A 12471-nucleotide genomic window follows, 5' to 3' on the forward strand; every position below is an offset into this window, starting at 1 on the left:
TGCCCATTATATCGCGCCTCCGCTGTGACACGGCGATGACCCAACCATCGGCAGATGGGCGCAGGTGCATGGCCTGTTAAGGTCGAGGGCTTCATGCAGCGAACAGGTGGAACAATGATGAGCACGCACGCACGCCGCAACCGGCGCTTGACTGGCCTGGTCCTGTCGATGGCACTGCTGGCGGTGGTCCCGCAGGCCTGGGCTGCGGCACCGCAGGCGGCCGCAGCGCAGGCACAGGGCGTGGCCGGTTACGAGCTGCCCTCGGCAGCACTGCAGGCCGTGGTCGACGCGCCGCGGGCGCCGTCGCTGTTCCTGTCGCCGCGCCGGGATGTGGCCGCGCTGATGCAGATGCCTTCGCTGCCGTCGATCCAGGTGGTGGCGCAGCCGGAGCTGAAGCTGGCCGGCCTGCGCATCAATCCGAAAACCTTCTCCGACAGCCGCTTCAGCTTCGGCCAGAAGCTGTGGCTGATGAATGTGGCCGACGGCAAGGAGCGGCAGATCAGCGGGTTGCCGGGCTCGCTGTCGATCGCCAGCCTGACGTGGTCGCCGGACCAGAAGTGGCTGGCCTTCAACCAGGTCGATGCCGCTACCGGGGCCAATGAGCTGTGGCTGGTGGACGTGGCTGGCGGCAGCGCCCGTCGCCTGGTCGCCGGCCTGAACACCGTTCTGGGCACTGGCTACCAGTGGTTGCCGGACAGCCGTGGCCTGGTGGTGTTCACCCGCCCGGGCAACCTTGGCGCCGCCCCGGCTGCAGATGGCATCCCGACCGGCCCGGCCGTGCAGCAGACCAGCCAGGGCGGTGGCGTGGTGTCCATCCGCACCTACCAGGACCTGCTGAAGAACGAGGCCGACGCGCGCCAGTTCGATTACTACGCCACCACCCAACCGATGGAGGTGGGCCTGGATGGGCAGAGCCGTGCCATCGGTGCGGCCGGCATCTTCATGGGTTTTGCGGTGTCGCCCGACGGCCGTTTCGTGCTCAGCCAGCCGGTGCAGCGTCCGTACTCCTACGTGGTGCCGCTGAGCAGCTTCCCGCGCCGTATCGAAGTGCTCGACCGCAGCACCGGCAAGCTGGTGCATACCGTGGCTGTACGGCCGCTGGTGGAAGGCCTGCCGACCGGCAACGATGCCGAAGTGACCGGCGTGCGTGACATCAGCTGGCGTGGCGATGCCGATGCCACCCTGGTCTGGGCCGAAGCGCAGGATGGTGGCGACCCGAACCGGGAAGCCAAGGTGCGCGATGCGGTGTTCATGCAGGCCGCACCATTCGACACGCCGCCGGTGACCCTGGCCCAGCTCGGCAGCCGCTATGCCGGCATCAGCTGGGGCCGCGGCGACCTGGCCCTGCTCAACGAATCGTGGTGGAAGACCCGCCGCAGCAAGACCTGGCTGATCGCACCGGACAACGCCAGTGCCGATGCCAGGCTGCTGTGGGATCGCGACGCGCAGGACCGCTACGCCGATCCGGGCCGCCCGCTGATGGCCAGTGATGACCGCGGCCGCTCGCTGCTGCAGACCACCGCTGATGGCGGCAGCCTGTACCTGGCCGGTGCCGGTGCATCGCCGGAAGGCGACCGTCCGTTCGTTGATCGCTTCGACGTGGCCAGCGGCAAGGCAACCCGCCTGTTCCATTCGCAGGCACCGACCTACGCCGCGCCGGTAACGCTGCTGGATGCGCAGGCCAGTTCGCTGCTGATCAGCCGCGAGAGCCCGGACGAGCCGACCAACTTCTACGTGCAGTCGCTGGCCGACACCAACGCCGCACCGCGTGCGCTGACCCATTTCGCCCATCCGCTGCCGCAGCTGAAGGGCGTGCAGAAGGAGCAGATCCGCTACAAGCGCAAGGACGGCGTGGACCTGACCGCGACCCTGCTGCTGCCGCCGGGCTATGACCCCAAGCGCGATGGTCCGCGGCCGCTGCTGATGTGGGCCTACCCGGGTGAGTTCAAGAGCGCGGCGGCCGCCAGCCAGGTGACCGATTCGCCGTACCGCTTCAATGCCATCAGCTACTGGGGCCCGCAGGCGTTCCTGGCCAAGGGCTATGTGGTGCTGGCCAGCCCGTCGATGCCGATCATCGGCGAAGGCGACAAGGAACCCAACGACACCTACATCGAACAGCTGGTGGCCAATGCGCAGGCCGCAGTGGACGAGGTGGTGCGGCGTGGCGTGACCGACCGCGAGCACATCGCCATCGGTGGCCACTCCTACGGTGCGTTCATGACCGCCAACCTACTCGCGCACACCCGCCTGTTCAAGGCCGGTATCGCGCGCAGCGGCGCCTACAACCGCACGCTTACCCCGTTTGGTTTCCAGGCCGAAGAGCGCAACTACTGGCAGGCGCAGGACGTGTACCAGAAGATGGCGCCGTTCAATTACGCCGACAGGATCAAGGATCCGATCCTCTTCATCCACGGCGTGGACGACAACAACTCGGGCACCTTCCCGATGCAGAGCGAACGCATGTTTGCCGCAGTGAAGGGGCTGGGCGGCACCGCCCGCCTGGTGATGCTGCCGAACGAGTCGCATGCCTACCGCGCACGCGAATCGATCATGACGATGCTGGCCGAAAGCGAACGCTGGCTGGAGCAGAACCTCGGCCCGGTGCAGCAGGGCAAGGCCAAGAAGACGCGCTGACCAGTGCTGGTAGTGCCGGCCGCTGGCCGGCAACCTCATGGACCTGCGCAACGTGAGGTTGCCGGCCAGCGGCCGGCACTACCAGATGAAACCATTTTTGCATCGCAGCACGGCACGCGTTCTGGTTTAGGCTTGGGGTCTGGATCCGTTGACCGAGGCCTGTGCGTCGCCGATGAACGAGTACCGCAGCAGTATCGAATTCGCTTCCCCTGATCTTCCCTTGCGTGACGACGTGCGCCGTCTGGGTGCACTGGTCGGTGACCTGCTGGTCGAGCAGGTGTCGGCTGCCTTTCTCGATGACGTCGAGGACGTGCGTACGCGTGCCATTGCCCGCCGCGAGAACCAGGCGCCGCTGTCAGAGCTGGCCGACGGCCTGGCCGGGCGTGAACCGCAGCAGGCCGAGACAATGGTGCGTGCGTTCAGTACCTACTTCCAGGTGGTCAACATTGCCGAGCGCGTGCATCGCATCCGCCGCCGCCGCGACTACCAGCGCGCCGTTGCCGCCGCGCCGCAACCCGATGGCCTGCAGGATGCCCTGCAGCACCTGAAGGCGCAGGGCGTCGGCCTGGATGAACTGGCACAGTGGCTGCCACGCATCGATATCGAGCCGGTGTTCACCGCGCACCCGACCGAAGCGGTGCGCCGCGCGCTGCTGGAGAAAGAGCAGCTGATGGTGGCCAGCCTGGTCGACAATCTCGACGGCCAGCGCACGCCGGGTGAGGCGGCCGCAGATGCCGCGCGTTTCCGCATGGCGTTGACCGCCTCGTGGCAGACCACCGATTCCTCGCCGGTGCGCCCGACCGTGGACGACGAACGCGAGCACGTCGGCTTCTATCTGGTGCAGGTGCTGTACCGGGTGATCCCGGTGCTGTACGAATCGCTGCAGCAGGCACTGCGCGATACCTATGGCGCGGAACTGCCGCTGCCGCGCCTGCTGCGTTTCGGCACGTGGGTGGGCGGCGACATGGACGGCAATCCCAATGTGGATGCGCACACCATCCGCAATACGCTGGATGCACAGCGCGTTGCCGTGCTGGGCCGTTACCAGAAGGAACTGCTGCAGCTGGCCAGCCTGCTCAGCCAATCCACCGAGCGGGTGGGGGTGAGCGACGCACTGCAGGCGCGCGTCGCGCATTACCAGCAGTTGCTGCCGCAGGTGCAGTCGCGGCCACGCCATGCCGACATGCCATATCGGTTGCTCAATGACCGCATGCGCGCACGCCTGCAGGCCACGCTGGATGATGCCGACGGCGCCTATGCCGGCCCGGACGAGCTGATCGACGACCTGCAGCTGATCCTCGACAGCCTGCGCGCGAACCGGGGCGAACATGCCGGCGGCTTCGCGGTGCAGCGCCTGTTGTGGCGGGTGAAGACCTTCGGTTTCCATCTGGCGCGGCTGGATGTGCGCCAGGAATCGAGCGTGCATGCGCGCGCGCTGGCGGCAGTGCTGGGGGGCGATGCGGCATGGGACGCATTGGATACAGCGGGTCGCGCACGCCTGCTGGCACCGCATGCCAGTGGTGAAACACCATTGCCTGTTGGCGATGATGAGGGCAACCAGCGCTTGGATGCAGTGTTCGCGGCCTTGGCCGATGCCCGTGCGCGGCATGGTGGCGACGCGCTGGGCAGCTACATCATCTCGATGGCGCACGACCGTGGCGATGTGCTGGCGGTGCTGGCCCTGGCGCGTCGTGGCGGCCTGGTCGATGACGCCGGCCACGTGCCGCTGGATATCGCGCCGCTGTTCGAAACCGTGGACGACCTCAAGCGCGGCACCGCGACGCTGCGCGATCTGCTGGCCGATCCGGTGTACCGCGCGCACCTGCGTGCACGGGAGGACGTGCAGATGGTGATGCTCGGCTATTCGGACAGCAGCAAGGATGGTGGCATTGCCGCATCACGCTGGGGCTTGCAGCGCGCACAGGTGGAGCTGCTGGAGGTGGCCGCCGAAGCGGGCCTGCGCCTGACCTTCTTCCATGGCCGCGGTGGCTCGATCAGCCGCGGTGGTGGCAAGACCACGCACGCGGTCGATGCCTCGCCACGCGGCAGCATCGATGGCCGCCTGCGGGTGACCGAGCAGGGCGAGGTGATCCACCGCAAGTACGGCATCCGCGCGCTGGCACTGCGTTCGCTGGAGCAGGCCACCGGTGCGGTGCTGCGCGCCAGCCTGCGCCCGCGTGCCGCCGAACCGCGCGAGGATGATTGGCGGCCGGTGATGGACGTGGTCGCCGGTTCCAGCAGCGAGGTCTATCGGGCGTTCGTTGGCCAAACGCGTTTCATGGATTACTTCCGTACCGCCACGCCGATCGATGTGATTGAACGGATGACGCTGGGATCGCGGCCGTCGCGCCGGCTCGGCCAGGATGCGGCCTTGACCAACCTGCGCGCGATTCCGTGGGTGTTCGCCTGGAGCCAGGCGCGCGCGGTGATTCCGGGCTGGTATGGGGTCGGCAGCGGCCTGCAGGCGGCCGCCGACGCCGGCCATGAAGCCACGTTGCGTGAAATGGCGCGGGACTGGCCGTTCTTCCGCACGTTCCTGGATGACATCGCGATGGTGCTGTCCAAGGGGGATATCACCATCGCCGAACAGTTCTCGCGCCTGTCCGGCGAGCTGCACGATGCGTTCTTCCCGCAGGTCGAGCGCGAACTGGAGCTGACCCGGCACTGGCTGCTGGCGCTGATGGAGCAGCAGACCCTGCTGGACCACGACGCGCGGCTGGCGCTGTCGATCCGCCTGCGCAATCCCTATGTGGACCCGATCAGCGTGCTGCAGGTGGACCTGCTGCAGCGCTGGCGCGAAAGCGGACGCGAGGACGACGACCTGCTGCGTGCGCTGGTGGCCTGCGTGAATGGTGTCTCGCAGGGCGTGCAGAACACGGGGTGATCCGCATCCGCCGGGCATGGCCCGGCGAATTCGCAATGGTAGTGCCGGCCGCTGGCCGGCAACCTCGCAGCAGGCAGGCTACCGCAGTTGCCGGCCAGCGGCCGGCACTACCGGTTTGCCAGGTGCCGAGCCCGGTCGGCGCGCTTTCATTCTTCTGGCGACGGCGGATTGGACGCCAGCAGTTCCAGATGCCGCTGCTCCATTTCCTGCCGCAGCTGGCGGCGGATCAGCGCTGCGGCCTGCCGGCGCTTTTCATCCGAACTGGCCGGTTGCAGCGATGGAACCGGCGTCGGCCGGCCGTCCTCGTCCACCGCCACCATGGTGAAGAAGCAGCTGTTGGCGTGGCGCACGCTGCGCTTGAGGATGTCCTCGGCCACCACCTTGACGCCGATTTCCATCGACGAGGTGCCGGTGTAGTTCACCGAGGCCAGGAAGGTGACCAGTTCGCCCACCGCGATCGGCTGGCGGAACACCACCTGGTCCACCGACAGGGTGACCACGTAGCGGCCGGCATAGCGGCTGGCGCAGGCATAGGCGACCTGGTCGAGCAGGCGCAGGATCGCGCCACCGTGGACCTTGCCGGAGAAATTGGCCATTTCCGGCGACATCAGCACGGTCATGGACAGCTGGTGGGATTTGAGTTCGGTCGACATGGGGCGATTGTATCGGCAACCACCGGCACTACCATCTGCCGGCCAGCGGCCGGCACCCTCATGATGTCCGCAAACCGATGCATGGTTGCCGGCCAGCGGCCGGCACTACCGAAAGCAGAAGGGCCGCTTGCGCGGCCCTTCGTGTTTCTTACTTCAGCTTCGCATCGGCGCGCAGGGCGGCGGCGCGATCGGTCTTCTCCCAGGAGAAGGCCGTGGCGTTGACGGTCTCGCCCTCGCCGTTGATGTAGCTGAACTCCTTCGGCTTGCGGCCGAAGTGGCCATAGGCCGCGGTCTGCTGGTACATCGGGTGGATCAGGTCCAGCATCTTGATGATGCCGTACGGGCGCAGGTCGAAGTGCTTGCGGATCAGCTTCTCGATCTTGTCGTCGCTGATCTTGCCGGTGCCGAAGGTGGTGACCGAGATCGAGGTCGGCTCAGCCACGCCGATGGCGTAGGAGACCTGCACTTCGCAACGGTCGGCCAGGCCGGCGGCAACCACGTTCTTGGCGACGTAGCGGGCAGCGTAGGCGGCCGAACGATCGACCTTGGACGGGTCCTTGCCGGAGAACGCGCCACCACCGTGACGAGCCCAGCCGCCGTAGGTGTCGACGATGATCTTGCGGCCGGTCAGGCCGCAGTCGCCCACCGGGCCGCCGATCTCGAACTTGCCGGTCGGGTTGATGTGGAACTTGGTGCCCTTGTGCAGCCACTTGGCCGGCAGCACCGGCTTGATGATCTCTTCGCGGACGGCCTCGATGAGGTCCTTCTGCTTGATGCCCGGGGCGTGCTGGGTCGACAGGACCACCGCGTCGATGGCCGAAACCACGCCGTTTTCATAGCGCAGGGTGACCTGGCTCTTGGCGTCCGGACGCAGCCAGGACAGCGGCGAGTTGCGCTTCTTGCGGATCTTGGCCTGCTGCTCGACCAGGCGGTGCGACAGGTGGATCGCCGCCGGCATGTAGCTGTCGGTTTCGTTGGTGGCATAGCCGAACATCAGGCCCTGGTCGCCAGCGCCCATTTCTTCCGGCTTCTTGCGGTCAACGCCCTGGGCGATGTGCGGGGACTGCTTGCCGATCAGGTTCAGCACGCCGCAGGTGGCGCCGTCGAAGCCGACGTCGGAGCTGTCATAGCCGATGTCCACGATGACCTTGCGGGTCAGCGCTTCCAGGTCGATCCAGGCGCTGGTGGTGATTTCGCCGGCAACGATGGCAACGCCGGTCTTGACCATGGTCTCGCAGGCCACGCGGGCGCGCTGGTCCTGGGTCAGGATCGCGTCCAGCACCGCATCGGAGATCTGGTCGGCAACCTTGTCCGGATGGCCTTCAGAGACCGACTCGGAGGTGAAGAGGTAGCTGGACATCAGGCTTAATATCCTTTGATTCGGATGGAAAGATGGGCGCGAATGATACACGGGGTGCGCCGCCTGTGCATTGTGAACCCGTATGGGTTGCCGGTGGTTAAGGTGTTGTGCCCGGCAGGGCAAGGCCTGGCGGGCATTGCGGGGGCATCGTGCACAGGCAGTGTTCCACTGGCGTGACCATTGCCGCCCCCGCCGGGACCGGATGTGCCAGCGCCTGCGCCGTCATCATTCTGCCGCCAAACCGCCATCTGGCTGCCGCCTGCCGGGCGCAGGCTCTCGGCCAACCCGGCCGCCGGGCAGGAGGGGACACGCCATGCAGGAACTCGAACAGCGTCTGCAGCAACGCTATCCCGACTGGTTCCATGGCCGTCGGGGCCAACTGGCTCGGCCCCTGCTGCGCAGCGTCGGGCGCTGGTCACGGCTGGACCGGATCGAGGCGTTCCTGCGCCGCAATGCCAACGTGCGCGGTTTCGACTTCGTCGCCGCCGGACTGGAGTTCATCGAGGGTCGCTATCACGTGGACCCCGCCGCGCTGGCGCGGATCCCCGCCACCGGCCGCCTGTTGATCGTGGCCAACCACCCTTCCGGCGCGCTGGATGCGCTGGCGTTGCTGGATGCGGTTGGCCGCATCCGCCGTGACGTGCGGATCGTGGCCAACGATCTGCTGGGCGCGATCGGGCCGCTGCAGGACCTGCTGCTGCCGGTACGCATCCTCGGCGGCAAGGTCCAGCGCAGCAGCCTGCAGGCGGTGGAGCAGGCGCTGGCGGCCGAGCAGTGCGTGATCGTGTTCCCGGCCGGCGAGGTCTCGCGGCTGTCGCTGCTCGGCATCCGCGATGGTCGCTGGCAGCGGGGGTTTGTCCGCTTTGCCCGCGCCGCCGCCGCACCGGTACTGCCGGTGCGGGTGGAAGCGCGCAATTCGGCGCTGTTCTACGGCGCTTCGACCCTGTTCAAGCCGGCTGGTACGGCACTGCTGGCACGGGAGATGTTCGCCCGCCGCGGCCGGCCGCTGCGGCTGCGCATCGGCGAACCGATGCAGCTGGGGCAGGGTGATCCCGGCGCGCAGCTGCTGGCGGTGCGCCGCGCGGTATATGCGCTGGGGCGCAGCACAGCGCTTGCCGAAGGCTGCCCGGCAGGGCCCGAGCCGCTTGCCGCGCCGGTGCCGCCTGCACAGGTCGCCGCTGCGATTGCCGCCGCCACCGTGCTGGGGCAGACCGCCGATGGCAAACAGATCCTGCTGGCCAGCTGCACGGCCGATTCGCCGCTGCTGCACGAGCTGGGGCGGCTGCGCGAACTGACTTTCCGCCAGGTGGGCGAGGGCACTGGGCGCAGTCGCGACCTGGATGACTTCGACCTGCACTACCAGCACATCGTGATCTGGGACGGCACCGCCCAGCGCATCGCCGGTGCCTACCGGATCATGCGGGGCGCGCAGGCGTTGGCGCGCCGGGGCCTGGCCGGGCTCTACAGCGCTTCGCTGTTCCGCTATTCCGACGACGCCATTCCCCGCATTGCCGAAGGCCTGGAATTGGGACGCAGCTTCGTGGTGCCCGATTACTGGGGCAGCCGCAGCCTGGATTACCTGTGGCAGGGCATCGGCGCTTACCTGCAATGCCAGCCCGGCATCCGCTACCTGTTCGGTGCGGTGTCGATCAGCGCCGCGCTGCCACGCGATGCGCGGGAGCAGCTGGTGGCCTATTACCAGCGCTACTACGGCGCAGCCGATGGCCGGGTGCAGTCGAACCGGCCGTTCCAGTACTTCGCCGCGCCACCTTGCTTTGGTGAGATGGATGCGGCGGCTGCCTTCGACGTGCTCAAAGCCAATCTCGCCGCGCTCGGTACCGGTGTGCCCACCTTGTACCGGCAGTACACAGACCTGTGCGAACCCGGCGGTGCACGGTTCCTGGCGTTTGGCGTCGATCCGGATTTCAGCGACTCGATCGACGGCCTGATCGAAGTCGACCTGCACGCGATCCGGCCACACAAGCGCAAACGCTACCTGCGCGATGCGGGGATGCCGGCATGAGCACGCTGGCGAACCTGGCACCGCATCGTCGCGCCGTGTTCGTCTCCGATGTTCATCTCGGGTCGCGGCATTGCCACGCCACCGAGCTGGCGCGTTTCCTCAGCACCCTGCGCTGCGAGCGACTGTATCTGGTCGGCGACATCATCGACCTGTGGTGGATGGCACACCGACGCGCCAACTGGCGGCAGTCGCACAGCGAGGTCATCCTGGCCCTGCACGCGCTGCGACGCGCCGGTACCGAGATCATCTACATCCCCGGCAACCACGACGCCTCGCTGCGCCAGGTGTGCGGCCTGATGCTGCCGGCGATGCAGGTGCGCCGCCGTGCGATCCACACCACCGCCGATGGCCGCCGGCTGCTGGTGGCGCATGGCGACGACTATGACGGTGTCACCCACTTCGGTGGCCTGCAGGAGCGGTTTGGTGATTGGCTGTACTACCGCATCCTCACCGGCAACCATCTGTTGAATGCGGTGCGGCGCCGACTCGGGATGCGCTACTGGTCACTGTCCGAATTCCTGAAACGGCAGAGTGGCGCCGCTGAACGCTACATCGAGCGCTTCGTGCAGGCCGGCCTGGACGATGTTCGCCGGCGAGGCCTGGATGGCATCATCTGTGGGCACATCCACCGCGCCGCACTGATCGAACGCGACGGTCTGGTCTACGCCAATGACGGCGACTGGGTGGAGAGCCTGACCGCGTTGGCCGAGGACCACGACGGCGCCATGCGGCTGCTGGACCACAACGGGCGGACGTTGGTGGAGCTGCCGGGAGCACGGTTGTCGCAGGCGGCGTGATTCACAGCTGCAGGGACAGGCCCACGCGCGGCTGCGGCCGCACTGGCAGCTGACTGACGCGCCGCCGGGCAGGAAACCGCCGCTGCACGGAGATCGCCAAGCCGCTAGCATCGGCCGATGGACTCATTGACCCAGATCGTTCTTGGCGGCGCCGTCGCTGCCGCCATCGCCCCGCCTGGACACCGCCGTGCCGCCCTGCTGGCCGGTGCCGCGCTCGGTACCCTGCCGGACCTGGATGCCCTCTGGCTGGGCTTTGCCGCCGCCGACCCGGTGGCGAACATGACCGACCATCGCAGCTTCAGCCATTCGCTGCTGGTGCTGCCGTGGGTGGCCGCGCTGATCTGGTGGCTGTTCAAGCACTTCGGCAACGGCCGGGTGGCGCAATCACCGCTGCGCTGGTTCTGGGCGATCCAGCTGGCGCTGGTCACCCATCCGGTGCTGGATGCGTTCACTGTCTACGGCACGCAGCTGTGGTGGCCGTTGCAGCCACATCCCGCGATGGGCTCGAGTGTCTTCATCATCGATCCCGGCTACACGGTGTGGCTGCTGCTGGGCTGCGTGCTGGCGTGGTTCGGCCGCGCGCGACCGTGGGTGGGCAAGGTGCTCTGCGTTGCGTTGCTGCTCAGCAGTGCGTACCTGGGCTGGGGGCTGATCGCCAAGGCACAGGTCGACCGCGCCGCGCAGCAGAGCCTGGCCGCGATGGGCCTGGGCGACGCGCCGCGGTTCTCGGTGCCGATGCCGTTCAATACCCTGTTGTGGCGGGTCGTGGCGATGACCCCGAATGGCTACGTGGTCGCTGACCGCTCGCTGGTGGCCGACCACGGGCCGATGCGTTTCGAGGGGCATCCGTCCAACGTGCAGGCCTTGCGCGAAGCGGCGGGAATTCCGGCAGTACGGCGCCTGCAGTGGTTCAACCGTGGCTTCATGCGCGCACAGGTGGTGCAGGGCAGGCTGGTGCTGAGCGACCTGCGCATGGGGCTGGAGCCGGACTACACCTTCAATTTCGCGGTGGCCGAGCAGGTTGACGGCCAGTGGCGCTCGATCGTGCCCGAACAGTTGCGGGTGGACTACAGCAGCCCGGCCGCGCGTGCCGATGCCGGCCGCCGGTTGTCGGCGATGTGGCAGCGCATCTGGCACGAACCGGCGGCGGCGGACGGCGCCGCCGCGCACCCGTAGATCCACGCCACGGCCCATCAGTACAGTAGATCCACGCCATGCGTGGATGGCGCAGTGCATCGACACCCAGTAGATCCACGCCATGCGTGGATGGCGTGTACCGCGGCCGCTCAATACACCGTTGCGCGGCCCTGCACGAACGAATAGAAGAACACCGCGTTCGGATCGTTCTGCACCAGCCGGAACTCGCGGCGCATGCCCTCCACCGTCTCTTCGTCCACCGTGCCGGCCTGCAGCAGCTGGTCGGCCGCCGACAGCAGCAGCTGTTCCCAGAAAGCGATCATCGTCTTGCGACGTGCCGGTTCGCGGTTGTCCAGATGGATGGTCTTGATCTCGGTGTGCACATCGCGGAAGCCACCGGCCAGCAGCAGGTTGCCGAGCTTGGCGCCGACGAACGGATCACCGCCGTGGTCGTACTGGAAATCGTTGAAGGCCATCCAGTAGCGCCAGATGTGCGGCGAATACGGATCAAGCAGGAACGAAGCATTCATCACTTCAGTGATGTACACCGGCGAGCCCGGGGCCAACACGCGGCGTACTTCACTCAGCACGCGCGCCGGCGACGGCACGTGTTCCAGCACCCAGCACAGGAACGCCGCATCGAAGCTGCGCGCCTCGAAAGGCAGTTCGCCGGCATCGGCCTGCTGCAGGGTGTAACGGTCGTTGCACCACGGCGTGCGCGCCAGGTTTTCGCGCGCGGTTTCCAGCTGGGCCTCGCTCAGGTCCACGCCGGTCACGTGCAGCTCGGGGAAGCGGCGCAGCAGGATCTCGGTCTGCGCGCCCACGCCACTGCCGACTTCCAGCAGGCGCTTTGCGCCGCTGTAATCGATCTGGCCGAAGATGCTCGTTTCCAGCAGGCGCGCCTGGGTCATCAGGCGCTGCTGCTCGGTGCCGGAGAACCCATGCAGGTAGGTCGGGGAAGAAATCGGCGGGGTCATGGGGGC

General features: G+C 67.4%; 8 protein-coding genes. 5 read left to right on the forward strand and 3 right to left on the reverse strand.

Translation table 11 applies throughout. From position 1 onward, the window contains the following. Positions 1 to 117 precede the first annotated feature (117 nt). Both AC3WTC_RS07910 and ppc read left to right on the forward strand, forming a co-directional pair. The gene (locus AC3WTC_RS07910; RefSeq protein WP_492711258.1) at positions 118 to 2634 is read left to right on the forward strand and encodes a S9 family peptidase; all 2517 of its coding nucleotides are present in this window, start codon (positions 118 to 120) and stop codon (positions 2632 to 2634) included. A 172-nt stretch (positions 2635 to 2806) separates the two neighbouring features. Beyond that, complete coding sequence (gene ppc, locus AC3WTC_RS07915) at positions 2807 to 5518, forward strand: phosphoenolpyruvate carboxylase (protein WP_099782870.1); 2712 nt, start codon at positions 2807 to 2809, stop codon at positions 5516 to 5518. Positions 5519 to 5664: 146 nt separating this feature from the next. Here the strand turns inward: ppc and AC3WTC_RS07920 are convergent, their stop codons facing one another. Then, on the reverse strand, positions 5665 to 6171 hold the full coding sequence (locus AC3WTC_RS07920) for an acyl-CoA thioesterase (protein ID WP_025876535.1): 507 nt from the start codon (positions 6169 to 6171) through the stop codon (positions 5665 to 5667). A gap of 148 nt (positions 6172 to 6319) precedes the next feature. Then, the gene (gene metK / locus AC3WTC_RS07925; RefSeq protein WP_025876533.1) at positions 6320 to 7531 is read right to left on the reverse strand and encodes a methionine adenosyltransferase; all 1212 of its coding nucleotides are present in this window, start codon (positions 7529 to 7531) and stop codon (positions 6320 to 6322) included. 313 nt (positions 7532 to 7844) lie between these two features. Between metK and olsF the strand changes: the two genes are divergently transcribed. The 3 genes from olsF to AC3WTC_RS07940 all read left to right on the forward strand — a co-directional run bounded on the left by olsF (position 7845) and on the right by AC3WTC_RS07940 (position 11527). After that, positions 7845 to 9554, forward strand: a complete 1710-nt coding sequence (gene olsF, locus AC3WTC_RS07930) for a bifunctional ornithine lipid synthase OlsF (protein WP_080149994.1) — start codon at positions 7845 to 7847, stop codon at positions 9552 to 9554. Then, positions 9551 to 10351, forward strand: a complete 801-nt coding sequence (locus AC3WTC_RS07935; protein ID WP_223483380.1) for a UDP-2,3-diacylglucosamine diphosphatase — start codon at positions 9551 to 9553, stop codon at positions 10349 to 10351. Before olsF ends, AC3WTC_RS07935 begins: the two co-directional genes overlap by 4 nt. 117 nt (positions 10352 to 10468) lie before the next feature. Continuing rightward, on the forward strand, positions 10469 to 11527 hold the full coding sequence (locus AC3WTC_RS07940) for a metal-dependent hydrolase (protein WP_492711259.1): 1059 nt from the start codon (positions 10469 to 10471) through the stop codon (positions 11525 to 11527). Positions 11528 to 11637: 110 nt separating this feature from the next. Here AC3WTC_RS07940 and AC3WTC_RS07945 read toward each other — a convergent pair whose 3' ends face one another. Then, the gene (locus AC3WTC_RS07945; protein WP_032974924.1) at positions 11638 to 12465 is read right to left on the reverse strand and encodes a class I SAM-dependent methyltransferase; all 828 of its coding nucleotides are present in this window, start codon (positions 12463 to 12465) and stop codon (positions 11638 to 11640) included. Positions 12466 to 12471: the final 6 nt, after the last annotated feature.

The sequence above is a fragment of the Stenotrophomonas sp. FW305-C-20-S1 genome (assembly GCF_058783335.1).

Bases quoted from the DNA above. Each gene is read 5' to 3' on its own strand.
- AC3WTC_RS07910 (WP_492711258.1), top strand. From the start codon at position 118: ATGAGCACGCACGCACGCCGCAACCGGCGCTTGACTGGCCTGGTCCTG.
- ppc (WP_099782870.1), top strand. From the start codon at position 2,807: ATGAACGAGTACCGCAGCAGTATCGAATTCGCTTCCCCTGATCTTCCC.
- AC3WTC_RS07920 (WP_025876535.1), bottom strand. From the start codon at position 6,171: ATGTCGACCGAACTCAAATCCCACCAGCTGTCCATGACCGTGCTGATG.
- metK (WP_025876533.1), bottom strand. From the start codon at position 7,531: ATGTCCAGCTACCTCTTCACCTCCGAGTCGGTCTCTGAAGGCCATCCG.
- olsF (WP_080149994.1), top strand. From the start codon at position 7,845: ATGCAGGAACTCGAACAGCGTCTGCAGCAACGCTATCCCGACTGGTTC.
- AC3WTC_RS07935 (WP_223483380.1), top strand. From the start codon at position 9,551: ATGAGCACGCTGGCGAACCTGGCACCGCATCGTCGCGCCGTGTTCGTC.
- AC3WTC_RS07940 (WP_492711259.1), top strand. From the start codon at position 10,469: ATGGACTCATTGACCCAGATCGTTCTTGGCGGCGCCGTCGCTGCCGCC.
- AC3WTC_RS07945 (WP_032974924.1), bottom strand. From the start codon at position 12,465: ATGACCCCGCCGATTTCTTCCCCGACCTACCTGCATGGGTTCTCCGGC.